This window comes from Paraburkholderia sp. Ac-20340 (assembly GCF_017104965.1).
GTDB lineage: Bacteria > Pseudomonadota > Gammaproteobacteria > Burkholderiales > Burkholderiaceae > Paraburkholderia.
This window is the reverse complement of record NZ_JAAGPR010000021.1, coordinates 70,238-92,904: the sequence shown is the minus strand read 5'-3', so window position 1 is coordinate 92,904 and position 22,667 is coordinate 70,238. Positions and strand designations below refer to the sequence as shown.

Genomic DNA, 22,667 nt, shown 5'->3' with positions numbered 1-22,667 from the left:
CGAGACTGCGGTATCATAATTTAAATACGAGACTACGGTATTGAATATGAGCACGTTGGATAAGGACGATGCGCAGGCGCGCCAGCCGGGGCGTCCGCGCGACGATGCCACGGCCCCGGCGCTGCGCCAGGCGGCGCGACAACTGGTGATCGAGCAGGGCTACAGCGCGGTCAGCATCCAGCAGATCGTCAACGCGGCGGGCGTTGCGAAGCAGACGCTGTATCGGCGCTGGTCAAGCAAGGCCGAACTGGTCCTCGATGCGTTTCTGGAAAGTGCCGCGCGCGTGCAGGTGCTGGAGAATGGCGCGCTCGATCGGGTCCTGCGGCAGTATCTGCTCGATCTCTTCGACAATCTGGCGATCGACGGTCCCGCTATTCGGAGCCTGATCGCCGCTGCGCAGGAAGAGCCCGATTTCCTTGAGCGCTTCAGGCATCGATTCGTCGAACCGCGTGCCCGTGTGGTGGCTGACATTCTCGAGGCGGCGCAACGCAATGGCGAAATCTGCCGCGATGCCGATCTGGAAATCGCACTCGCGAGTTTTCATGGCGCCTTCTGGTACCGACTGCTCCAGGGCGAACCGCTCGATGCCGCGTTTGCGAGCCGCCTGGCTGATTTCGTCGTGCGTGCGCTGTCGTCTGGGAACGGTGCGGCGCGAGACAGCGAGTAGCAGCGGCGCGCAGATCGGGCCGACATCTCGCATGGACAGGATTCGCCGCCCGCGATCATCGTCCTCCAACGGACGGGCCAGTGTCTTGTCGAGGTCGGCAAGCTTTGCGTCCGGTGACTTGCGGTGCGCGAAGAGCGCGAGAGATGGAAGGGCGCAAGCCAATCGGTTTCGTTTATGTTCATGGATGCGCAGGCCGATGTGGCCGGGCCTTGCTGGCGGGCGAGGCTGACGATGTTGGGGGAGCGGATCGCCACAGCGCGCGGGCGATTCGAAAAGCTTATTGAGGTATCGAATCAGTTTATCGGCACGTATTTTCAGGCGTGTTTTAGCGATACTTGCGGTACCGGCTATGACGCATGTACCGAAAGCTTTGCCCACTCTCATTCCCGATCGGCGCCGTGCAACGGCTGAAGTCCGTGCACCACGTCGAATCCGCGCACCCGGAAGGTAACGATGATCATCGACATCCACGGCCACTACACGACCGCCCCCAAGGCACTCGAAGCGTGGCGCAACCGTCAGATTGCAGGTATCAATAGTCCTGCGGAAATGCCCGCTGTGTCCGAGCTGAAGATCAGCGACGACGAGCTGCGCGAGTCGATCGAGCAGAACCAACTGCGCCTGATGCGCGAGCGCGGTCTCGACCTCACGGTGTTCAGCCCGCGCGCCAGCTTCATGGCGCACCACATCGGCGATTTCGAAGTGTCCGCCACGTGGGCCGCGATCTGCAACGAGCTTTGCTACCGCGTGAGCCAGCTGTTCCCGGAGCATTTCATTCCGGCCGCGATGCTGCCGCAGAGCCCCGGCGTGGATGTCGCCACCTGCATTCCTGAACTCGTGAAGTGCGTGGAGCAGTACGGCAACGTCGCGATCAATCTGAATCCCGATCCGTCGGGCGGCCACTGGACGAGCCCGCCGCTCTCCGATCGCTCGTGGTACCCGATCTACGAAAAGATGGTCGAGTACGACATTCCGGCGATGGTGCACGTGAGCACGAGCTGCAATGCGTGCTTCCACACCACGGGCGCGCACTATCTGAACGCCGACACCACGGCGTTCATGCAATGCCTCACTTCGGATCTGTTCCGCGACTTCCCCACGCTGAAGTTCGTGATTCCGCACGGCGGCGGCGCAGTGCCGTATCACTGGGGCCGTTTCCGCGGTCTCGCGCAGGAAATGAAGAAGCCGCTGCTCGAAGAGCATCTGCTCAAGAACATTTTCTTCGACACCTGCGTGTATCACCAGCCGGGCATCGATTTGCTCACGAAGGTGATTCCGGTCGACAACATTCTGTTCGCGAGCGAAATGATCGGCGCGGTGCGCGGCATCGATCCGCAAACCGGCCACTATTTCGACGATACGAAGCGCTACGTGGAAGCCGCGGACATGAACCCGGACCAGCGCTACAAGATTTACGAAGGCAATGCGCGTCGCGTGTATTCGCGCCTCGACGCCACCCTCAAGGCACAAGGACGTTGATCATGACTGAACTCGGAGTGGTTTATCGCAACATCGCGCGCGCAGACCGCCGCGCGGCCGACGAACTCGGTGCGCTCGGCAGCGCGACGGTGCATGAAGCCATGGGCCGCGTCGGCCTGATGAAGCCGTATATGCGTCCGATCTACGCTGGCGCGCCCGTGAGCGGCACGGCGGTGACAGTGCTGCTGCATCCCGGCGACAACTGGATGATGCACGTGGCCGCCGAACAGATTCAGCCCGGCGACATCGTGGTTGCAGCCATCACGGCCGAATGCACCGACGGTTACTTCGGCGATCTGCTCGCGACCAGCTTCAAGGCGCGCGGCGCGCGTGCGCTGATCATCGACGGCGGCGTGCGCGATGTCAGCGTGCTGCAGGAAATGGGCTTTCCGGTGTGGAGCAAGGCTGTGTCCGCGAAAGGCTGCATCAAGGCGACGCTCGGCTCGGTCAACATTCCCGTGGTGTGCGCGGGCGCGCTCGTGAATCCGGGCGACGTGATCGTCGCGGATAACGATGGCGTGGTTGTCGTGCCCTCGCAGAAAGCAGTGGAGACGCTCGATAAGGCCGCTGCGCGGGAATCGTTCGAGGAAGAGAAGCGCTTGAAGCTGGCATCGGGCGTGCTCGGTCTCGATATGTACAAAATGCGCGAACCGCTCGAAAAGCTCGGTTTGCGCTATATCGACTAGAAGGCCAAGGGCCGCAAACATGACGCTAGCGAATGACACAAGCGGGATTGCCGGGATTTCGTCCATGGCGACGAGACATGTCCTGGGTGAACTCGCCGCGAGCTATCGCGCGCGAACGGGCCAGGTGGTGTCGATCGAATCGGTCGGCGGTGTCGAAGCGGCCCGGCGACTGGAAAGCGGCGAGTCGTTCGACTTCGCGGTGCTGGCAAAAGATGCCATGCTGCGCCTGGCGGACGCTGGCTTTATCGACGCGGCTACGCTCGTTGACGTCGCACAGTCCGGCGTCGCCATCGCGGTTGTTGCTGGCGCGAGTCGTCCCGAACTCGGTAGCGAGGACGCGGTACGACGGGCCGTTGAGAACGCCAGGGCGATTGGTTATTCGACAGGGCCGAGCGGCACCCATCTGATGACGCTACTCGAGCGCTGGGGTATTGCGGAGCAAGTCACGCCGCGGCTTGTTCGTGCGCCCGCAGGGGTGCCGGTCGCCAGTCTTTTGACCACGGGCGAGGTCGAACTCGGGTTTCAGCAACTCAGCGAGCTGATCAACGTCGATGGCATTAGTATCGTCGGTGAGCTTCCTGCCGAAATCCAGCGGGAAACGGTTTTTGCTGCGGGAATCTGCAGCCAATCTGCCAGCGCTCCCGCGGTGCTCTCATGGCTTTCGTCACTGCGCTCGGACGAAGCCGGAGTGGTGAAGCGTCGTCACGGTATGGTCTGATATCGCGAGCGATGGCGCGCGTGCCGGTTCGTGGCAAAGGCGCCGCTGCATCAACAGGCGTCTTGGTCGCATCGCGGGTTTGCTGGCAAAGCAGGGCGATTTTCCCGCGACTAGCCAGTGGTCGCCGTGGCTGAATTAGCAGCGCCGGACCTGGCCGCCTGCGCATTCCCGCTCAACTCAAATGCCTCATCCAGCCAGCCCGTGATGCCGCCCGTCATGATCTTGACCGGGCGCCCGAGCCGCGCAAGCCGGATCGCGCCACGCGCGGCGCCATTGCAATGCGGCCCTGCGCAGTAGGTGACAAAAAGCGTTTCGGGCGGATAAGCGGCGAGCTTTGATTCGACGATCTTGCCGTGCGGCAGGTTGACCGCGCCGGGTACATGGCCGCGTTCGAACAGCGCCGGGCCGCGCACGTCGAGGAGCACGAAATCGGGCGGCGCGCTGCCGGTGAGCGCCGCGTGGACGTCGGAGCAATCGGTTTCGTAGGCCAGCGAGGCGCTGAAATGGGCGAGCGCCTCTGGGCTGGCGGCGGCGGGGACTTCGGATACGGATGACATGCGCGCTTCCTTGTTGGGGTGTCGATGGCTGTCATTTTCGCTTTCCCGCATGGCCGGCGACAGTGGCGCGATTGCCAATCTCCGGTAACATCGCGCCATGGCCGATTTTTCCCGCTTATCCGCTCATCTTGTTGTCGCGCTTGCCTACGACCGTCTTTGCACGTTCGAATTCGGCTGCGTGACGGAGTTGTTCGCGCTCGAACGTCCCGAGCTTGACGTCGACTGGTATCGATTCGCCGTTTGCGCTGCCGAACGCGGTCCGCTGCGCGCGGCGGGCGGCATCACCGTGTCCGCGCCTTACACGCTGGCGATGCTCGACCGCGCGCAAACCATCGTGATACCGGGCTGGCGCGACCCGGACGAACGGCCGCCCGAAGCGCTGCTCAAGAAGATACGCAGCGCTTATGCGCGCGGCGCGCGGCTGTGTTCGATCTGTTCGGGCGTGTTCGTGCTGGCGGCCGCCGGTGTGCTGGACGGCAAACGTGTGACCACGCACTGGCGTTACGCCGAGCGTTTGCAGCAGCGTTATCCCGCGCTGCACGTGGAGCCCGACGCGCTTTATATCGACGAAGGCCAGTTGCTGACTTCAGCCGGTTCGGCGGCCGGTATCGACATGCTGCTGCATCTGGTGCGCCGCGACCACGGTGGCGCGGTCGCTAATCGTGTCGCGCAGCGCCTGGTCGTGCCGCCGCATCGCGAGGGCGGGCAGGCGCAATTCGTTCCCCGGCCGATGCCGCGTGACGAAGCCAGTCCGCTGGCCAGACTGATGGACTGGGTGCGGGCGAATCCGCGTCTGGACCATAGCGTCGCCTCGCTGGCGGCGCAGGCCGCGATGAGCGCGCGCACGCTGCAGCGGCAATTCCTCGATGCAACCGGTATGGGTCCGTATGCGTGGGTCGTGCGCGAGCGCGTGAGTATCGCGCGCGATCTGCTCGAATCGCGGCCCGATCTGCCGATGGAGCGCGTGGCGGATCTGTCGGGCTTCGGCTCGGAAGAGTCGTTGCGGCGGCACTTCCGCCGTATCGCGCTGACAAGCCCGGCCGCCTATCGTGAACAATTCGCGCGCGGTTCGGATGGTTCGGAGGGTTCGTATCGTTCGCACGCGCGCGATTGATCGATCAGTATTCCAGAACAATTTTGCCGAAGTGTCCGCCAGCCTGTTGCAGGCGGAACGCGTCGCCAATGCCTTCGAGCGGGAACGAGCGGTCGATCACGGGCTTGACGCCCGTCGCGTCGATGGCGCGCACGAGATCGATCTGATGCTGGCGGCTGCCGACGATCAAACCTTGCAGGCGCTGCTGGCGGCGCATCATCGTGCCCGTCGGCACCTGGCCTTCGATGCCGGTGAGCACGCCGATCAACGCAATATGACCGCCCACGCGCGTCGCCAGAATCGATTGCTCGAGCGTGCCAGGGCCGCCCACTTCCACGACATGATCGACACCCAGACCGTTCGTGTACTCCAGCACCTGGCGCGACCATTGCGGCTCGCGCTTGTAGTTGATCACGTGGTCCGCGCCCAGTTGCTTCGCGCGTTCGAGTTTGTCGTCGGAGGAAGAGGTGGCGATGACCGTCGCGCCCATCGCCTTGGCGAACTGCAGCGCGAAGATCGACACGCCGCCCGTGCCGAGCACCAGTACGGTTGCGCCCGCCTTGATCGCGCCGTCTACCACCAGCGCGCGCCAGGCCGTCAAACCCGCGGTCGTGAGCGTGGCCGCTTCGGCATGCGTGTAGCCGCGCGGGCTGCGCGTGAAGGCCGTGGCCGGCGCGATCACGGCTTCGCGCGCATAGCCGTCCACGCCGTCGCCGGGCGTGGTGGAGAAGTCGGGAATCGTGGGCGCGCCGTCGATCCAGGTTGGGAAGAAGGTCGATACCACTTGATCGCCCACGGCGAATTCGCTTACGCCCGGGCCGACCGCTTCCACGACTCCCGCGCCATCCGACATCGGAATCCGGCCATCGGCGGCGCCCATGCGGCCGAGCACCACGCCCAGATCGTGATAGTTGAGCGAACTGGCGTGCACGCGCACACGAATTTCGCCAGCCCTGGGTTCGCCGGGCGCGGCAATGTCGACGAGCTTGAGGTTGTCGAGCCCGGCGGGCGCGATCAGCTTGATGGCTTGCATGAATTTCTCCGGAAGACCTTGCAGGACAATGGAACCGGCCAGACGCCCTAAAGTTCCTCGATCGAATCCACGCGATCCGGATAGAACGCCAGATGATCCTTGATCTGCGCGACGGCTTCGTACGGCGTTTCGTAAGTCCAGACCGCGTTGATCGAGCGGTCGCCGCCCGGATTGATCGTGTAATAAGAACAGTCGCCCTTATAAGGGCAGTAGGTGGTGTGATCGGTACGCGAGAGCAGCGTCATATCGGCGTCGTCGCGCGGGATGTAGAGCACGCTCGGGTAGTTCGCTTCGCGCAGCGTCAGGGCGTGGCGCGTATCCGCGATGGTCTGGCCCGCCACTTTCACGACGATCCGCGCCGGATTGCGCTCGATTGTGATCGGATGATCCGGGCCGGGAATCTTGACGGGTTTCGCGCTCATGGCGGTACTCCTTTCCTGTCGGTTGCGGTGGCGACTCCGTAGTGTAGGACGAAAAACCGATATCGGCCTGGGAGGCGACAGGAGGAAAGGAGGGCGTAATGCGCGGAGAGGTGATGCGGGTGTTGGCGGGTTCGAGCCGCGCCAACACCGCGTTGGTCATGAAACGGTTTTAAGCGGCCGGACCCCGCCGCCAAAGTTTGCTTTACTGCTGCGGCGCGCCGTTCCAGGCCGGCAACGTGGTGCCGTGATACACCGCGTTGATCTTCGCCGCCACGTTAGCCTGCTGATAGCTGGCCACGAGATCGCGCACCCAGGGCGCATTGGCGTCTTTCTCGTTCACGGCGATAAAGTTGCGATACGGGCTGCCGTCCACTTTCTCCTGCGCAATACGTTCCTGCGGAATGCGGATACCCGCCTTGACCGCCCAGTCGGTATTGACCACGGCGGCGTCCAGATCGCCAATCGCACGGCCGACGATACCCGCATCGAGTTCCTTGATCTTCAGTTGTTTCGGATTGCTTGCGATATCGCGCGCGGTCGGCAGCAGGCCGACGTTGTCGCGCAGTTTGATCAGCCCATACGATTGCAGCAGCAACAGCGCGCGGCCTTCATTGCTCGGGTCGTTCGGCACGCCGATCGACGCGCCCGTCGGCAATGCCGCGACCGAAGGATGCTTGCGCGAATACAGGCCGATAGGCTGCACATAGGTGAAGCCCACAGGCACGATCGTGTAGTGGCGCGCGGCAATCTGCGCGTCCAGATACGGCTTGTGCTGGAACGAATTGGCGTCCAGATCGTGCTGCGAAAGCGCTTCGTTTGGCTGGGTGTAGTCGGAGAACGTCGTCACCTTGACGTCGATGCCATGCTGCGCGGCATTGGCGGCAACCACGCGCCACACGTCTTCATCTTCGCCCGACATGATGCCCACGCGCACCGTATGTTGAGCGGCCGCAGCCGTCTGGCCGAACGGTACGAGCGCGGCGCCCGCGATCAGCGCGATCGAAGCCAGCCCCGTTGCCAGCAGTGTTCTCTTGTTCTTGTTCATGATTGTGCGACCGTGACGTGGTGAATGATGGGGCGATGCTAGGGCGCAACTGCATCATTACCAAACAATTTCGCGCGCGTTGTTTATCGCAGGGATCGTGATAAGCACTTTACGTGGCGTGCTAAGGCGGGTGCGCTCCGCATCGACGATATCCCTGTTTTTGTTCCCCGTGCTTGCAGCGCCACGCGCGCGCATAGCCGGTTTCGTCATATGCAATCGCGGAAAAACTGGTAGGGGATTGGCGTTCGCGCTGTTCAAATGTTTGGCATGACCCGCGCAACATGCAGGCGGGACGCCATTCAAAATCAGTCGATTCGCCATGCCCACCAGTGAATTTTCCAACGCCGCAACGCGTGTGCCGCGGCTTCCCGATCCGCGCCGCGTACGGCGTATTGCGAACGATGCCGAAGCACTCGAAGCGGCTCGCGAACTTGCGCGATTCGCCGCGCCAGGCGCTGCGCAACGCGACCGCGAGCGTGCGCTGCCGTGGGACGAACTCGAGCGCTGGTCCGAAAGCGGGCTGGGCGCGATGACCGTGCCGCGTGAATATGGCGGTGCGGAAGTCTCGTACGCCACGCTCGCCGAAGTGTTCGTGCTGCTATGCGCCGCCGATCCCGCTTTCGGCCAGATTCCGCAGAATCACTTTGGCGTGCTGGGCCTGTTGCGCGAAAGCGGCTCGCCTGCGCAGAAAGCGCGTTTCTATGCGCAGGCGCTGGCGGGGCATCGATTCGGCAATGCCGGACCCGAACGCCGCTCGGCCGCTTCGCCCACCATCCTGCAAGGTGCGACGCGTCTCTCATCGACGCCGGACGGACTGCGCCTGAACGGCGAGCGTTTCTATTCGACGGGCGCGCTGTTCGCGCATCGCGTCCCCACGCGCGCCATCGACGATGAAGGTCGCGCCGTGCAGGTCTGGGTGCCGCACGATGCAGCGGGTCTCACCGTCATCGACGACTGGAGTTCCTTCGGACAGCGAACGACTGCGAGCGGCACGGTACGTTTCGACAATGTCGCGATCGATCCACAGGACGTGTTGCCGCTCTGGCAACTCGCCGACAAACCAGGCCTGTTCGGCCCGACTTCGCAGATCATTCAGGCGGCGATCGATCAAGGTATCGCCGAAGCTGCCGTGGCCGATGCCATCGCTTTCGTGCGCGATCGCGCGCGGCCGTGGATGGATTCGGGCGTCGCCCGCGCGGCCGACGATCCCTACATCATTGCCGATATCGGCCGTCTGCAGATCGACCTGCACGCCGCGCGCGAAGTGCTGCTCGATGCGGGCCGCACGCTCGATGCGCTGGCCGTGGAAGCGTTTGGCAATGGCCTGAGCGAGCAAGGCAGCGCGCGCGCTTCGGTGGCGGTTGCCGCGGCGAAAGTGCTGACTACGCGCATCGCGCTGGAAGCGAGCGAAAAGCTCTTCGAACTCGCGGGATCATCGGCCACGCGTGCGGCGCACAACCTCGACCGCCATTGGCGCAACGCGCGCACTCATACGCTGCACGACCCTGTGCGCTGGAAACTGCATCTGCTGGGCAACTATCACCTGAATGACGCGCTGCCTGCGCGACATTCGTGGAATTGAGCGGCGAAAGATCGGGAATAGATCGGGAATAGACGCATGAATGTCGATATCTCTGCCGCGCTCCTGGAGCGCGATGACGAACACGCTGCGCAAACGCCCGCACGCATCGAAAGCGATGCACAGGCGATCGAGGCGGCGCAGCGACTGGCGAATGCCTTTGCTCAGGAAGCCGCGCTACGCGATCGCGAACGCCGTCTGCCCTGGGCCGAACTCGATGCCTTCGTGGCCAGCGGTCTCTGGACGATTACGGTGCCGCGCGAATTCGGCGGCCCTGGCGTGCGAAACGGCACGCTGGCCGAAGTCACGGCCACCATCGCCGCAGCGGACGGTTCGCTCGGCCAGATTCCACAGAATCATTTCTACGCGCTCGAAGTGCTGCGCGTGGGCGGCAGCGTGGAGCAACAGCGCTTTTTCTATGAGCGCGTACTCGCAGGCGAGCGCTTTGGCAATGCACTCGCCGAAATCGGTCATAAGGATTTTCTGCGCCGCACGCGGCTTTCGCGCGACGCGCAGGGCTGGCGTATCGATGGCCGCAAGTTCTATTGCACCGGCGCGCTCTACGCGCACTGGATTCCCACGCTCGTCGTGCGCGAAGAGGACGGACGCGATGTGACCTATCTCGTGTTCGTGCCGCGCTCCGCTCAAGGCGTGACGATTACCGACGACTGGGACGGTTTCGGCCAGCGTGTCACCGGCAGCGGCTCGGTGCAGTTCGACGGCGTGCGCGTGGAGCCGCAATGGATCGTGCCATTCCAGACTTCGTTCGAGCGTGCGACCACCATCGGCCCGCTTGCGCAGATCATTCATGCGGCCATCGATCTCGGTCAGGCGCGCGGCGCGTTCGACGCGGCGCTGCGTTTCGTGCGCGAACGCTCGCGCCCGTGGATCGACGCCAGGGTCGAGCGCGCCGCGGATGATCCGCTCACGATTGCGCAATTCGGCGATCTTTACGCGCGCCTGAGTGCCGCCGAGGCGCTGGTGCGTCGCGCGGGCCGCTACGTGGACGCGGCGCAGGCCGCGCCCGGCGAGCAATCGGTCGCCGAAGCCTCGATCGCCGTCGCCGAAGCGCGTGCGCTCACCACGACGATTGCGCTCGACGCCGGTTCGCGTCTGTTCGAACTCGCGGGCACGGCGGCCACGCTCGACGGCCTCGGGCTCGACCGTTTCTGGCGCAACGCGCGCACGCACACGCTGCATGATCCGGTGCGCTGGAAGTATCACGCGATCGGCAATTTCTATCTGAACGATGCGCTGCCGCCGCGCCACGGAGCCTTGTAATGCCGCAAACCCGCAAGAAGCCCATTCTGCTCAACGCGTTCAACATGAATTGCGTGAGCCATATCAATCACGGTTTGTGGACGCATCCGCGCGACCGTTCGGCGGATTACCGCAAGATCGCTTACTGGACCGATCTCGCGCGCACGCTCGAACGCGGTCTGTTCGACGGGTTGTTTCTGGCCGATATCGTCGGTGTCTACGATGTGTATCAGCGCAATGTCGATGTGACGCTGCGCGAGTCGATCCAGTTGCCCGTGAACGATCCCACGCTGCTCGTGCCGGCGATGGCGGCGGTCACGCAGCATCTGGGTTTCGGCGTGACGGTCAATCTCACTTATGAGGCGCCGTATCTGCTGGCGCGGCGTTTTTCCACGCTCGATCATCTGACGCAAGGGCGCATCGGCTGGAATATCGTCACGGGCTATCTCGACAGCGCGGCGCGTGCGATGGGCGTGGCCGGACAGTTGCCGCACGACGAGCGCTACGAGCGCGCCGACGAATATCTCGACGTGCTCTACAAGCTCTGGGAAGGCAGTTGGGAAGCCGATGCCGTGCGGCGCGACAAGGCCGCGCGCGTCTATGCGGACCCGGCGAAGGTGCATCGCGTGCAGCATGCGGGGCGCTATTACAAGGTCGATGGCTATCATCTGGCCGAGCCGTCGCCGCAGCGCACGCCGGTGCTGTTTCAGGCGGGCAGTTCCGGGCGCGGGCAGCGTTTTGCCGCGCGTCACGCCGAATGCGTGTTCATCTCGCCGCCCAACCGCGCGGTGGGGCGCGAGACGGTGCGCGCGCTGCGCGAGCAACTGGTGCGCGCAGGGCGGCGTCCCGACGATGTGAAGGTGTTCGTGGGCGCGGCGGTGGTCACGGGCGCAACCGGGCGCGAGGCGCAGGAAAAGTTCGCGGATTACCAGCGCTACGTGAGCCGCGAGGCGGGGCTCGCGCATTTCGCGGCGAGCACGGGCATCGACTACGCGCAATACGATCTGGACGAGCCGGTCGATTACACGCCCGGCAATGCCATCGAATCGGCCACGCGCACGGCGAAGCAGCACGGCTGGACGCGTCGCGCGCTGCTGGAGATGTTCGAGCTGGGCGGGCGCTATCCGGCCATCGTCGGCAGTCCGGCGCAGGTCGCGGACGAGCTTCAGGCCTGGGTCGACGAAGCCGATGTGGACGGTTTCAATCTGAGCCGCACGGTGGCGCCCGAGAGTTACGAGGATTTCGTCGATCTGATCGTGCCCGAATTGCAGGATCGCGGTATCTACAAGACGGCGTACGAAGAGGGCACGCTGCGCCAGAAGCTGTTCAAGGAAGGCGATACGCTGCCGCAGCGCCATGCGGGCGCGTCGTTCCGCCGGGAGGCCGCAGTGCTGGCCTGATCGGGCAGCTTTGTCCGATATCATCGATAGCGATATTTCCTGTTTATGCGTGTCAGCGATATTGCGTGAATATCGTCCACAGGCATATAATCGGTTTATGCCTCACAGGAATATCGCATGAAGATCATCGTCCACACGCCGGCGGGGCTTGCCGAGATCCTGCAATCGGCGAGAAAAGAACGCGGCCTGACCCAGACGCAGGCCGCCGCTTCGCTCGGCATCGGCCAGCCGCGGCTTTCCGCGCTGGAAACCACCGGCACGGCCAGCATCTCGCTGGAGCAGATGCTCGCGCTGTTCGCGCTCTACGAGCTCGAACTCTGCGTGCAGCCGCGCGACGACGAAGACCCGGAATACGAGCTGCGCGAAAAACGCGTGGAGTGGTAAGCGATGGGCCGCAAGTCGCATTCGCGCACCCTGTCGATCTGGGCCAATGGCGAGCGCGTCGGCACATGGACGCTAACGGGTTCCGGCGACGCCGAACTGCGCTACGACGCGGGCTGGAAAGCCTCGGACGCAGGACGGCCGTTGTCGCTTTCGCTGCCGTTTGGCCTGGGCGAGCGGCCCTTGCGCGGCGCGCGCGTCTATCACTATTTCGACAATCTGCTGCCCGATAGCGCGGTGATCCGCCGGCGCATCGCCGCGCGCTTTCGCACCGAATCCATCGACGCCTTCGATCTGCTCAAGGCGATCGGGCGCGATTGCGTGGGCGCGGTCCAACTGCTCGACGAGGACGAAACGCCCGCGCCGCTCGCGCGTATCGACGGCACGCCGCTCGACGATGCCGCCATCGAAAGGCTGCTGCTGGAGACGTCCGGCGCGGTGCTGCCAGGCGCAGGCGACGCCGAAGAAGAACTGCGCATTTCGCTGGCCGGCGCGCAGGAAAAGACCGCGCTGCTTTATCACGACGGCCGCTGGCTGCTGCCGCACGGCGCCACGCCCACCACGCACATTCTCAAGCTGCCGCTGGGTTTTATCGGCCATCGCAAGGTCGATTTCAATACGTCGGTGGAAAACGAGTGGCTGTGCCTGGCCGTGCTCAAGGCGTATGGATTGCCGGTGTCGAACGCGCGCATCGTCACGTTCGGCGCGCAGAAGGTGCTGGCGGTGGAGCGCTTCGACCGCGCCGTGTCGCGCAGCGGCGCGCTGCTGCGTCTGCCGCAGGAGGATTTTTGCCAGGCGCTGGGCGTTGCGCCGCATTTCAAGTACGAAGCGCAGGGCGGGCCCGGTGTGCGCGAGATTGCGGATCTGCTGCGTCAGTCGCAATCGGCGCGCGAAGACATCGAAACCTTTCTCGCCGCGCAGATCGCCTTCTGGATGATGGCCGCGCCCGACGGCCACGCGAAGAATTTCAGCCTGCGTCTGCTGCCGGGCGGGCGGTTTCAGCTTGCGCCGCTCTACGACGTCATGTCGATCTGGCCCGTGGAAGGCGATGGCGGCAATCAGTGGTCGTGGCACAAGGCCACGCTGGCGATGGCGGTGTGGGGCAAGAGCCGCCATTACCGCATGCGCGACGTGAAGCGCGCCCATTTCGACGCCACCGCGCAGCTTTGCCACTATGGCCCCGATGCCGCGCCGATCATCGAGCGTCTCGTGGCGCGCACGCCCCAGGTGATCGAAACCGTCGGCGCGAACCTGCCCGCAGGCTTTCCTGCTCGCGTGGCCGAACGGCTGTTCGACGGGCTGCGTTTCAGCGCGCAACGGCTCATTGCGTCGTGACCGGCGTGACCAGGGCAAAATAGTCGTTTTGATACGCGCCGCATCTTTTTGCCTGACACGCTTTGCCATTGAATTTTCAGCAGAAACCCGTTTGCCGGCACGTTGATCGTTGCCTTGCCGTCCCCGGAGGCGCACCCGATGTCCGATCCTGAATTCCAGGTCCTGCTGGTCGACGACGACGAAGCGCTGCGCGATCTTCTGCGCGCCTTCTTCCAGCAACGCAATATCGAATTTTCCGTGCTGCACGATGCGATGCAGCTCGAACGCCGGCTCGAACGCGAGCGGCCTTCGGTCATCGTTCTCGACGTGATGATGCCGGGCGTCGACGGCCTCACGGCGCTCAAGGAGCTGCGCGGGCGCGGCGACCGCATTCCCGTCATCATGCTCACGGCGCGCGCCGATGGCACCGATCGCGTGGTCGGCCTCGAACTGGGCGCGGACGATTACCTCGGCAAGCCGTTCATGCCGCAGGAACTGCTCGCGCGCATCCGCGCGGTGCTGCGCCGCCAGGGCGATCCCGACCGCGGCGCGCCCGCCGAGCGGCGCGCGCCGTGCCGCTTTGGTCCGTTCGAGCTGAACTTCGCCACGCGCACGCTGCTGCGCGAGGGCGAGCCGGTCAAACTGACCGGCGCCGAATACGCCATGCTCGAAGTGTTCGCCCAGCATCCGATGGAAACGCTCTCGCGCGCGCGTCTGCTCGATCTGCTGCACGGCCCGGGCGCCGAAGTGACCGAGCGCGGCATCGACGTGCCGGTCTGGCGTCTGCGTCGTCTGATCGAAGTCGATCCGTCCAACCCGCGCCGCCTGCAGACGATGCGCGGCGTCGGCTACATGTTTGTTCCCGACGAAGACGACGCCGATGAAGCGGACCTTTGACACGCTGTTCATCCGTCTTTCGCTGATGACGGTGGGCCTGATCGTGGCCGTGCATTTCATGGCGCTGCTGCTGATCGATCAGGCGCGCGCGAAGATCGATGCGCAGCGCTCGCTCAACAATATGATGGTGGCCGCACAGGTGCGCGAGCGTGATCCCGTGCTCGCCGACCAGGTCGCGCAAACGCTGGGCATCCGCTATGTCAGCGCGGAGCATGCCGTGGCCGAAGGTTGCCCCGCGCCGTGCACGGATTCGTCGGGGCCGCTGGAAGAGACGTTGCGGCCGCGACTCGGGCCGGGCGGCCATGTGGTGGTCGAGCCGGATAACGGCAACGTCTGGATACGCAGGCAGAACGCGCCGTACTGGATCATGATGCCGGGCTTCATGCCGCCGCTCAGCCATTTCATGGGCTTTTCGGCGCTGACGCTGATTGCCGCCGTGATCGTCGCGGTGATTTTTGCCTGGCAGGTGCAGCGGCCTGTGCGTTCGCTTGCGCGGGCGGCGCGCGAATATCGCATCGGCCGGGGCGTGCATCGTGTGGCTGAAGCGGGGCCGCGCGAATTGCGCGAACTCGCCAGCGATTTCAACGATATGGTGAGCGAACTGGCGGAAGCGGAGCGCGAGCGCTCGGTCATGCTGGCGGGCATCGCGCACGATCTGCGCACGCCTATTACGCGCATGCAGTTACGCGCCGATCTGCTCACCACCGACACCGACCGCGCCGCCTTGCTGCGCGAAACCGAATCGATGTCGCGCATCGTCACGCAGTTTCTGGACTTCGCGCGCGAGAGCGTGAATCAGTCGGCTTTTGTGGGAGTGGAAGAGCATTGCCGCCGCGATTACGGCGCGCAACAGGACGACGATGCGCTGGTGAAACTCGATCTGCGTGCAGGCGAAGGCTTCCAGTTGCCCGCCGTCGATCTCGACCGCATGCTGTCGAATTTGATCGAAAACGCGCTCACCTATGGCGAGCCGCCCGTGGAAGTATCGACGTCAAAAGAAGAGGGCCGTTACGTGCTGCGCGTGCGCGATCACGGCGCGGGCGTGCCCGAAGACGACCTGCATCGCGTGCAGCGGCCGTTCGTGCGTCTCGACGCGGCGCGCAGTGGCGAAGCGCATTGCGGGCTGGGTCTTGCGATCGTGCGCCGGCTCGTGCGTCAACACGACGGCACGATGGACGTGTCCAACGCCGCGCAAGGCGGCCTCGTCGTAACGATGAGTTTTCCCTACCCGCGCAAGGCGGATTGAACGGTCATGCCCGGACGGTACACGGGCTGCTGGGAAAGATGATCGGGAGTGCTGAGCTGTACGCAGCAGAGCACCGTTTCCACCACGCGCGCGACGAGCAGATCGTCGGCGCCGGGCTGGCCGCCCGCGAGCTGGCGGCAGAAGAAACCGGTGAGCGCGGCATAGATGAAGCGCGCTGACGCCGGCATATCCAGCGACATGTCGATCTCGCCGCAGCGCGCGGCATCGCCGAGCACATCGGCGATTTTCAGTTCGGCAATGGCTACCGCCGCTTCCATGCGTTTGGCGAGTGCGGCATTGCGACGCACCGATTCGGCGTCGGCGAGCGCGATGCCGTAAAGACGGCGCGCCGAGCGGTTGCCCAGCATGCGTTTGAGCTTGCTGCGCAGCTCCTGCGCGAGCCACGCCATCGGCCGGATGGTGGCGGGACGCAAGCCCAGATCGAAGGGCGCGAGCGTGAGATCGGGCCGCTCGAACAGCGCTTCGAACACTTCGGCCTTGCTCTTGAAGTGCACGTAAATCGCGCCGCGCGTCACGCCGGCTTTCGCGGCGATTTCGTCGAGCGTGGTCTGCGCAAAGCCCTTGCGCGCGAAGATCTGCTCCGCGCAGTCGAGTAGCGTTTTGCGCAATGCCAGCGACTGCTCTCTCGTCCTTCTCATATCAAACAACCCTTCAAATCGTCCGTGTGACGTGCCTGAACTGCGCACGCAACCGGAATCCGACCCCGCCGCGTAGCCCTTTCGACAAGGCGTGCACGCATGCCGGGCATCAAGTCGGGCCGATCTTATCAGTCCGTTTTCGGCGTTTGCTTAGTGAATCTTACGGAGCGTTTGTACCGTAACCCGGCGCTTTGTTTTGCCGCGTACATTGCGCGTGAAGCAATGTTTAAGGGATTGGTAAGCCAGCAGGGCCGCAAGCCCGCCGCGCCTCAAGCGAATATGACAAGACATTCAGGAATTCACGCCATCACACCGGGAACACCCATCATCCGCGCCATCGCACTCGTGTGCGCCACCATCGGTCTTGCCGCCTGTTCGGACAAGCCGCAATCCACCGCCGCCGCCACGCCCGAAGTCAACGTGATGCGCGTGCAGACCACAGCCGTACCTGTTTCCGTCGAACTGCCGGGCCGCGTGAGCGCGCATCTGGTCGCCGAAGTGCAGGCGCGCGCGACGGGCATCGTGCTCAAGCGCACCTTCGTCGAAGGCAGCCAGGTGAAGGCCGGGCAACTGCTTTATCAGATCGATCCCGCGCCGTATCAGGCCACGCTCGACAACGCCAAGGCGACGCTTGCCAAGGCGCGCGCCACGCTGATCGCCGCGCAGGCGCAAGCCGATCGTTACAAGGTGCTGGTTGCAGCCAACGCGGTCAGCAAGCAGGACTACGACAACGCCGTGGCATCGGCGGGCGAAGCGCAGGCCGATGTGGAAGCCGACGCCGCCAGCGTCGAAACCGCGCAGATCAACCTTGGCTATACCTCGGTGTATTCGCCGATCACGGGCCGCATCGGCAAGTCGTCGGTGACGCCGGGCGCGTATGTGCAGTCGAGCGGCGCGACCGAACTCGCCACTGTGCAGCAGCTCGATCACGTGTATGTGGACCTCACGCAATCGAGCGTCGATGGCCTGAAACTGCGCCGCGCCGCCGCCGAAGGCAAGGTCACGCTGACCGGGCCGCACGCCGCGAAGGTGCAACTGATTCTGGAAGACGGCCAGCCGTATCAAGGCGAAGGCAACCTCGAATTCTCCGATGTCACCGTCGATCAGACCACCGGTTCGGTCACCGTGCGTGCGACGTTCGACAATCCGCAAAACGTGCTGCTGCCTGGCATGTACGTGCGCGCGCGTATCGACGAAGGCTATAACGAGCAGGCCGTGCTGCTGCCCGAAGCCGCCGTTCAGCACGACCAGAAGGGCAATGCGACGGCTTACGTCGTCAACGCGCAGAACAAGATCGAATCGCGCCAGCTCACCACGGGCGGCGTGACCAACGATAACTGGATTATCGAAAAAGGCCTTCAGGCAGGCGATCGCGTGGTGGTGGCAGGCGGCATGAAGGTGCAGCCTGGCGCGACCGTCAAGACCGTCGATCAGGGCGCAACGCCCGCTGCCGCTGCAGTGGCCGCTACGCCTGCATCGGCTTCGGCACCCGTGGCCGCGTCTGCCGCATCCGCCGGCGCAGCGTGAGGGTGGACTGAATGGCACGATTCTTTATTGACCGGCCGATCTTCGCCTGGGTGATCGCGATCATCCTGATGATGACGGGCGCGGCTTCTATTTTCAACTTGCCGGTGGCGCAGTATCCGACGATCGCGCCGCCTTCCATCCAGATCAGCGCGAGCTATTCGGGCGCTTCGGCAAAGACCGTCGAAGACACCGTAACGCAGGTGATCGAACAGCAGATGAGCGGTCTCGACCATCTGCTGTACATGTCGTCGACTTCCGACGATTCGGGCGCGGCGACGATCACGCTGACCTTCGCGGCGGGCACCAATCCCGACATCGCGCAGGTGCAGGTGCAGAACAAGCTGCAACTGGCGACGCCGGTGCTGCCGACCGTGGTGCAGGAAGCCGGTATCAAGGTCACGAAGTCCAGCAGCAGCTTCCTGATGGTGATGGCCTTCGTGTCCGCCGACGGCAGCATGGACCGCTACGATCTCGCGAATTACGTGGCCTCGCATATCGAGGACCCGCTTAGCCGCGTGGATGGTGTGGGCACGGTGACGCTGTTCGGCACGCAGTTCTCGATGCGCGTGTGGCTCGACGCCAACAAGCTGAATCAATACGCACTCACGCCTGTCGATGTCGAAACGGCGATCACGAACCAGAACGTCCAGGTGGCGGCCGGTTCGATCGGCGGCACGCCTGCCGTGAAGGGCCAGGCGATGCAGGCGACCATCACGGAAGCGTCGTTCCTTCGGACCCCGGAAGAATTCGGCAACGTGTTGCTGAAGGTGAACCAGGACGGCTCGCAGGTGCGTCTGAGGGATGTGGCGCGTATCGAACTGGGCGGCGAAAACTATAACTTCGACACCAAGTACAACGGTGCGCCGGCAGCCGGCTTCGGTATTCAGCTTGCGACGGGCGCCAATGCGCTGCAGACCGAAAAGCTGGTGCAGGCCAAGCTCGCCGAGCTGTCGAAGAACTTCCCGCACGGCCTGGTCGTGAAGTATCCGTACGACACCACGCCGTTCGTGCGTCTGTCGATCGAGGAAGTGGTCAAGACGCTGCTGGAAGGCATCGTGCTGGTGTTCCTCGTGATGTATCTGTTCCTGCAGAACCTGCGCGCCACGCTGATCCCGACGATCGCGGTGCCGGTGGTGCTGCTGGGCACGTTCGCGATCATGAACGCGGTGGGCTTCTCGATCAACACGCTGTCGATGTTCGGGCTCGTGCTGGCGATCGGTCTGCTGGTGGACGATGCGATCGTGGTGGTGGAGAACGTCGAACGCGTGATGGTGGAAGAAGGCTTGTCGCCGAAGGAAGCCACACGCAAGGCAATGGGCCAGATTACCGGCGCGCTGGTGGGTGTGGCGCTGGTGCTCTCGGCGGTGTTCGTGCCGGTGGCCTTCTCGGGCGGCTCGGTGGGCGCCATCTATCGTCAGTTCTCGCTGACGATCGTGGCGGCGATGGTGCTGTCCGTGCTGGTCGCGCTGATTCTCACGCCGGCGCTGTGCGCGACCCTTCTGAAGCCGATTCCCAAGGGTCATCACGAAGAGAAGAAGGGTTTCTTCGGCTGGTTCAATCGCACCTTCGACAAGAGCCGCGACAAGTACCACGGCGGCGTGCAGCATGTGATTCGCCGCTCGGGCCGCTGGCTGGTGATCTATCTCGCGGTGATCGTCGGCGTGGGCTTCCTGTTCGTGCGTCTGCCGAAGTCGTTCCTGCCCGATGAGGACCAGGGCACGATGTTCGTGCAGGTGCAGACGCCGCCGGGCTCGACCCAGGAAACCACGGCACGCTCGCTCAAGGCCGTGACCGACTATCTGCTCACGGACGAGAAGAACATCGTCGAATCCGTGTTCACGGTGAACGGCTTCAACTTCGCGGGCCGTGGTCAGAACTCGGGGATGGTCTTCGTGCAGATGAAGGACTTCTCGAAGCGCCGCTCGTCGGACGAAAAGGTCCAGGCGCTGGTGGGCCGCGTGTTCAAGCACTTCGCGAACGACAAGGACGCCACGGTCATTCCGATCAACCCGCCGTCGATTCCTGAACTGGGTACGGCTTCGGGCTTCGACTTCGAACTGACCGACAACGCTTCGCTTGGTCACGAGAAGCTGATGGCCGCGCGTAACCAGTTGCTGGCGATGGCGGCGAAGAATCCGGATCTTGCGCTGGTGCGCCCGAACGGTCTGAGCGACACGCCGCAATACAAGGTCGATATCGATCGCGAGAAGGCCGAAGCCATGGGCGTGGCCGCCTCCGACATCGACGATACGTTCTCGATCGCGTGGGGTTCGAAGTACATCAACAACTTCCTCGATACCGATGGCCGTATCAAACGCGTCTACGTGCAGGCCGATGGCCCGTTCCGTATGAACCCGGACGATCTGGGCCGCTGGTATGTGCGTGGCTCGTCGGGCACGATGGTGCCGTTCACCGCCTTCGCAAAGGGCAAGTGGACGTTCGGTTCGCCCAAGCTCGAACGCTACAACGGTATTTCGTCGCTGGAAATCCAGGGGCAGGCCGCATCGGGTAAATCGACCGGTCAGGCCATGAGCGCAATGGAACAGATCGCTTCGAAACTGCCGGCAGGGATCGGTTATTCGTGGACGGGTCTGTCGTTCCAGGAAATCCAGTCGGGCAGCCAGGCGCCGTTCCTCTACGCGATTTCGATCATCGTGGTGTTCCTGTGTCTCGCCGCGCTGTATGAAAGCTGGTCGATTCCGTTCGCGGTGATTCTGGTGGTGCCGCTCGGTGTGATCGGCGCGCTGCTGGCCGTGACGATGCGCGGGCTCGAAAACGATGTGTTCTTCCAGGTGGGGCTGTTGACGACGGTGGGTCTGTCCGCGAAGAACGCGATTCTGATTGTGGAATTCGCGCGCGAATTGCAGGAGCAGCATGGCATGACCGCTGTTGCGGCGGCGCTGGAAGCGGCGCGTCTGCGACTGCGTCCGATCCTGATGACGTCGATGGCCTTCGTGCTGGGCGTGCTGCCGCTGTCGATCAGCAACGGCGCGGGTTCGGCTTCGCAGCATGCGATTGGTACGGGCGTGATCGGCGGTATGTTCACGGCCACATTCCTCGCCATTTTCATGATTCCGATGTTCTACGTAGTTATTCGTTCGAAATTCGGCTCGTCGAAGCAGGACGAACAAGGCAGCGCCGATACGGCGCACGTGCAGGAGGACAGCCATGAATAAGCTCACCTTGAGCGCGCTGGCTGCGGCAGTGGTTTGCTTCACCTCGGCATGCACACTGGCGCCGCATTACACGCAGCCGGCTGCGCCGGTTTCATCGACGTATCCGGGCGGGCCGGCTTACGACAGCCAGCCCACGGACGGCGCGCGTAGCGCGCAGGGTCACGCGGCGGCCGATATCGGCTGGCGCGACTTCTTCAAGGACCCGCGTCTGCAAAAGCTCATCGAGCTGGCGCTGCAAAACAACCGCGATCTGCGCGTTTCCGTGCTGAAGGTGGCGCAGGCGCGCGCGCAATACCGCATCGAACGCGCGAATCTGCTGCCGACGGTTTCGGCGACCGGCACGGGCACCCGCACGCGCACGCCTGCCGATCTCTCGTACGTGGGCCGCGCGACGGTGTCGAGCGACTACGACGCGGCAGCAGGCGCGTCGTGGGAACTGGACTTCTTCGGCAAGGTGCGCAGCCTCTCGAATCAGGCGCTGCATACTTATCTGTCGACGGCGCAGGCACGCAAGGCGGCGGAAATCACGCTGGTTTCCGAAGTCGCCGACCAGTACCTGACGATGATCGCCTATGACGACTCGCTCAAGGTCACGAAGGCCACGCTCGATTCCGCGCAGAAGTCTTACGATCTGACCAAGACCGAGTTCGATACCGGCACGGGTTCCGAACTCGATCTGCGCGAAGCGCAAGGTGTCATGCAGCAGGCGCATGCGAACTACGAGAGCCAGTTGCGTCTGCGCGCGCAGGCGGAAAACGCACTCGTGCTGCTGGTGGGCGCGCCGTTGCCGGCCGATCTGCCGGCAGGCCTGCCGCTGGATTCGCAGGATCTGCTCGCCGATATTCCCGCCGATCTGCCGAGCGCGCTGCTCACGCGCCGCCCCGACATCCTCGAAGCCGAGGAAACGCTCAAGGCCGCCAACGCCAATATCGGCGCGGCGCGCGCAGCGTTTTTCCCGAGCATCAGCCTGACGGGACAATTCGGTTATGCGAGCGCGAGCCTTGGCTCGCTCTTCAAGCCGGGGCAGCTTGCGTGGGACTTCGGCCCGACGATCACGATGCCGATCTTCGAAGGCGGCGCGAACAAGGCCAGCCTCGACGTGGCGAAGCTCGAAAAGGACGAAGATGTGGCCGCGTACGAAAAGGCCATTCAAACGGCCTTCCGCGAAGTGGCGGACGGGCTGGCCGCGCGCGGCACGTACGACACGCAGATCACCGATCTGCGCGCCTACACCGAGAGCCAGCAGCGCCGTTATACGCTTTCCGATCTGCGTTATCGCAACGGCGTGGACAGCTACCTCACGGTGCTGAGCGCGCAGACCGATCTCTATACGGCGCAGCAGTCGCTGATCAGCGCGAATCTGGACCGGCTGACGAACCTCGTCGATCTGTACCAGTACCTGGGCGGCGGCTGGATCGCCAATACCGGCGATAAACCGCGCAACGCCGATTCGGACAGCACGGCGATGCAGACGTCGCAATCGAAAGAGAGCGCCGTTCACTAAGGGCGTCCGTCGAGCGAGGCGGAG

General features: G+C 63.9%; 20 protein-coding genes. 15 read left to right on the top strand and 5 right to left on the bottom strand.

The annotated features are described in order from the left end of the window. The first annotated feature begins 46 nt into the window (after positions 1-46). The 4 genes from G3N59_RS23840 to G3N59_RS23825 all read left to right on the top strand — a co-directional run bounded on the left by G3N59_RS23840 (position 47) and on the right by G3N59_RS23825 (position 3,550). The gene (locus G3N59_RS23840) at positions 47-667 is read left to right on the top strand and encodes a TetR/AcrR family transcriptional regulator (RefSeq protein ID WP_205985257.1); all 621 of its coding nucleotides are present in this window, start codon (positions 47-49) and stop codon (positions 665-667) included. Between the two features lie 453 nt (positions 668-1,120). After that, on the top strand, positions 1,121-2,146 hold the full coding sequence (locus tag G3N59_RS23835) for an amidohydrolase family protein (RefSeq protein WP_205985256.1): 1,026 nt from the start codon (positions 1,121-1,123) through the stop codon (positions 2,144-2,146). Between the two features lie 2 nt (positions 2,147-2,148). After that, positions 2,149-2,832, top strand: coding sequence for a 4-carboxy-4-hydroxy-2-oxoadipate aldolase/oxaloacetate decarboxylase (ligK, locus tag G3N59_RS23830; protein ID WP_205985255.1), 684 nt, complete (start codon positions 2,149-2,151; stop codon positions 2,830-2,832). A gap of 64 nt (positions 2,833-2,896) precedes the next feature. Then, positions 2,897-3,550: a substrate-binding domain-containing protein gene (locus tag G3N59_RS23825; RefSeq protein WP_241023885.1), complete on the top strand. Its 654-nt coding sequence runs from the start codon at positions 2,897-2,899 to the stop codon at positions 3,548-3,550. Positions 3,551-3,660: 110 nt separating this feature from the next. Here G3N59_RS23825 and G3N59_RS23820 read toward each other — a convergent pair whose 3' ends face one another. After that, positions 3,661-4,107 carry a rhodanese-like domain-containing protein gene (locus G3N59_RS23820; RefSeq protein WP_205985253.1) on the bottom strand — a complete coding sequence of 149 codons (447 nt, stop codon included), beginning with the start codon at positions 4,105-4,107 and terminating at the stop codon, positions 3,661-3,663. Between the two features lie 97 nt (positions 4,108-4,204). On the opposite strand from G3N59_RS23820, the gene ftrA reads away from it, so the two are divergent. Next, a complete protein-coding gene (ftrA, locus tag G3N59_RS23815) occupies positions 4,205-5,221 on the top strand; it encodes a transcriptional regulator FtrA (protein ID WP_205985252.1) in 1,017 nt (338 codons plus the stop codon). 4 nt (positions 5,222-5,225) lie between these two features. On the opposite strand, the gene G3N59_RS23810 is transcribed toward ftrA, so the two are convergent. From G3N59_RS23810 to G3N59_RS23800, 3 genes are all read right to left on the bottom strand, one after another. After that, positions 5,226-6,233, bottom strand: a complete 1,008-nt coding sequence (locus G3N59_RS23810; RefSeq protein WP_205985251.1) for an NAD(P)-dependent alcohol dehydrogenase — start codon at positions 6,231-6,233, stop codon at positions 5,226-5,228. A gap of 47 nt (positions 6,234-6,280) precedes the next feature. Next, complete coding sequence (locus tag G3N59_RS23805) at positions 6,281-6,655, bottom strand: DUF427 domain-containing protein (RefSeq protein ID WP_205985250.1); 375 nt, start codon at positions 6,653-6,655, stop codon at positions 6,281-6,283. Positions 6,656-6,857: 202 nt separating this feature from the next. After that, positions 6,858-7,700, bottom strand: a complete 843-nt coding sequence (locus tag G3N59_RS23800; RefSeq protein WP_205985249.1) for a MetQ/NlpA family lipoprotein — start codon at positions 7,698-7,700, stop codon at positions 6,858-6,860. Positions 7,701-8,019: 319 nt separating this feature from the next. On the opposite strand from G3N59_RS23800, the gene G3N59_RS23795 reads away from it, so the two are divergent. The 7 genes from G3N59_RS23795 to G3N59_RS23765 all read left to right on the top strand — a co-directional run bounded on the left by G3N59_RS23795 (position 8,020) and on the right by G3N59_RS23765 (position 15,777). Then, entirely contained in the window at positions 8,020-9,282 is a 1,263-nt protein-coding gene (locus tag G3N59_RS23795) for an SfnB family sulfur acquisition oxidoreductase (RefSeq protein ID WP_205985248.1), read from the top strand. 36 nt (positions 9,283-9,318) lie between these two features. Beyond that, entirely contained in the window at positions 9,319-10,560 is a 1,242-nt protein-coding gene (locus G3N59_RS23790; RefSeq protein WP_205985247.1) for an SfnB family sulfur acquisition oxidoreductase, read from the top strand. Continuing rightward, complete coding sequence (locus tag G3N59_RS23785; protein ID WP_205985246.1) at positions 10,560-11,939, top strand: LLM class flavin-dependent oxidoreductase; 1,380 nt, start codon at positions 10,560-10,562, stop codon at positions 11,937-11,939. Before G3N59_RS23790 ends, G3N59_RS23785 begins: the two co-directional genes overlap by 1 nt. Positions 11,940-12,056: 117 nt before the next feature. Continuing rightward, positions 12,057-12,323: a helix-turn-helix transcriptional regulator gene (locus G3N59_RS23780; protein ID WP_205985245.1), complete on the top strand. Its 267-nt coding sequence runs from the start codon at positions 12,057-12,059 to the stop codon at positions 12,321-12,323. 3 nt (positions 12,324-12,326) lie between these two features. Continuing rightward, entirely contained in the window at positions 12,327-13,655 is a 1,329-nt protein-coding gene (locus G3N59_RS23775) for a type II toxin-antitoxin system HipA family toxin (RefSeq protein WP_205985244.1), read from the top strand. A gap of 138 nt (positions 13,656-13,793) precedes the next feature. Further along, positions 13,794-14,531 (top strand): response regulator, encoded by a 738-nt coding sequence (locus G3N59_RS23770; RefSeq protein WP_205985243.1) that lies wholly within the window; start codon positions 13,794-13,796, stop codon positions 14,529-14,531. After that, entirely contained in the window at positions 14,515-15,777 is a 1,263-nt protein-coding gene (locus G3N59_RS23765) for an ATP-binding protein (RefSeq protein WP_205985242.1), read from the top strand. Before G3N59_RS23770 ends, G3N59_RS23765 begins: the two co-directional genes overlap by 17 nt. On the opposite strand, the gene G3N59_RS23760 is transcribed toward G3N59_RS23765, so the two are convergent. Beyond that, complete coding sequence (locus G3N59_RS23760; RefSeq protein ID WP_205985241.1) at positions 15,756-16,436, bottom strand: TetR/AcrR family transcriptional regulator; 681 nt, start codon at positions 16,434-16,436, stop codon at positions 15,756-15,758. The genes G3N59_RS23765 and G3N59_RS23760 overlap by 22 nt on opposite strands. Before the next feature lie 279 nt (positions 16,437-16,715). Here G3N59_RS23760 and G3N59_RS23755 point away from each other — a divergent pair, with 279 nt between their 5' ends. Genes G3N59_RS23755 through G3N59_RS23745 form a run of 3 tightly spaced genes read left to right on the top strand, consistent with a single transcriptional unit; the run spans position 16,716 to position 22,643 of the window. Beyond that, positions 16,716-17,963 carry an efflux RND transporter periplasmic adaptor subunit gene (locus tag G3N59_RS23755; RefSeq protein WP_205985240.1) on the top strand — a complete coding sequence of 416 codons (1,248 nt, stop codon included), beginning with the start codon at positions 16,716-16,718 and terminating at the stop codon, positions 17,961-17,963. 11 nt (positions 17,964-17,974) lie between these two features. Continuing rightward, positions 17,975-21,139, top strand: a complete 3,165-nt coding sequence (locus tag G3N59_RS23750; RefSeq protein WP_205985239.1) for an efflux RND transporter permease subunit — start codon at positions 17,975-17,977, stop codon at positions 21,137-21,139. Continuing rightward, positions 21,132-22,643 (top strand): efflux transporter outer membrane subunit, encoded by a 1,512-nt coding sequence (locus G3N59_RS23745; protein ID WP_205985238.1) that lies wholly within the window; start codon positions 21,132-21,134, stop codon positions 22,641-22,643. The genes G3N59_RS23750 and G3N59_RS23745 overlap by 8 nt, the downstream gene beginning before the upstream one ends. Positions 22,644-22,667: the final 24 nt, after the last annotated feature.

Coding starts and splice junctions, on each gene's coding strand:
- G3N59_RS23840 (WP_205985257.1), top strand. CDS start 47: ATGAGCACGTTGGATAAGGACGATGCGCAGGCGCGCCAGCCGGGGCGT.
- G3N59_RS23835 (WP_205985256.1), top strand. CDS start 1,121: ATGATCATCGACATCCACGGCCACTACACGACCGCCCCCAAGGCACTC.
- ligK (WP_205985255.1), top strand. CDS start 2,149: ATGACTGAACTCGGAGTGGTTTATCGCAACATCGCGCGCGCAGACCGC.
- G3N59_RS23825 (WP_241023885.1), top strand. CDS start 2,897: ATGGCGACGAGACATGTCCTGGGTGAACTCGCCGCGAGCTATCGCGCG.
- G3N59_RS23820 (WP_205985253.1), bottom strand. CDS start 4,107: ATGTCATCCGTATCCGAAGTCCCCGCCGCCGCCAGCCCAGAGGCGCTC.
- ftrA (WP_205985252.1), top strand. CDS start 4,205: ATGGCCGATTTTTCCCGCTTATCCGCTCATCTTGTTGTCGCGCTTGCC.
- G3N59_RS23810 (WP_205985251.1), bottom strand. CDS start 6,233: ATGCAAGCCATCAAGCTGATCGCGCCCGCCGGGCTCGACAACCTCAAG.
- G3N59_RS23805 (WP_205985250.1), bottom strand. CDS start 6,655: ATGAGCGCGAAACCCGTCAAGATTCCCGGCCCGGATCATCCGATCACA.
- G3N59_RS23800 (WP_205985249.1), bottom strand. CDS start 7,700: ATGAACAAGAACAAGAGAACACTGCTGGCAACGGGGCTGGCTTCGATC.
- G3N59_RS23795 (WP_205985248.1), top strand. CDS start 8,020: ATGCCCACCAGTGAATTTTCCAACGCCGCAACGCGTGTGCCGCGGCTT.
- G3N59_RS23790 (WP_205985247.1), top strand. CDS start 9,319: ATGAATGTCGATATCTCTGCCGCGCTCCTGGAGCGCGATGACGAACAC.
- G3N59_RS23785 (WP_205985246.1), top strand. CDS start 10,560: ATGCCGCAAACCCGCAAGAAGCCCATTCTGCTCAACGCGTTCAACATG.
- G3N59_RS23780 (WP_205985245.1), top strand. CDS start 12,057: ATGAAGATCATCGTCCACACGCCGGCGGGGCTTGCCGAGATCCTGCAA.
- G3N59_RS23775 (WP_205985244.1), top strand. CDS start 12,327: ATGGGCCGCAAGTCGCATTCGCGCACCCTGTCGATCTGGGCCAATGGC.
- G3N59_RS23770 (WP_205985243.1), top strand. CDS start 13,794: ATGTCCGATCCTGAATTCCAGGTCCTGCTGGTCGACGACGACGAAGCG.
- G3N59_RS23765 (WP_205985242.1), top strand. CDS start 14,515: ATGAAGCGGACCTTTGACACGCTGTTCATCCGTCTTTCGCTGATGACG.
- G3N59_RS23760 (WP_205985241.1), bottom strand. CDS start 16,436: ATGAGAAGGACGAGAGAGCAGTCGCTGGCATTGCGCAAAACGCTACTC.
- G3N59_RS23755 (WP_205985240.1), top strand. CDS start 16,716: ATGACAAGACATTCAGGAATTCACGCCATCACACCGGGAACACCCATC.
- G3N59_RS23750 (WP_205985239.1), top strand. CDS start 17,975: ATGGCACGATTCTTTATTGACCGGCCGATCTTCGCCTGGGTGATCGCG.
- G3N59_RS23745 (WP_205985238.1), top strand. CDS start 21,132: ATGAATAAGCTCACCTTGAGCGCGCTGGCTGCGGCAGTGGTTTGCTTC.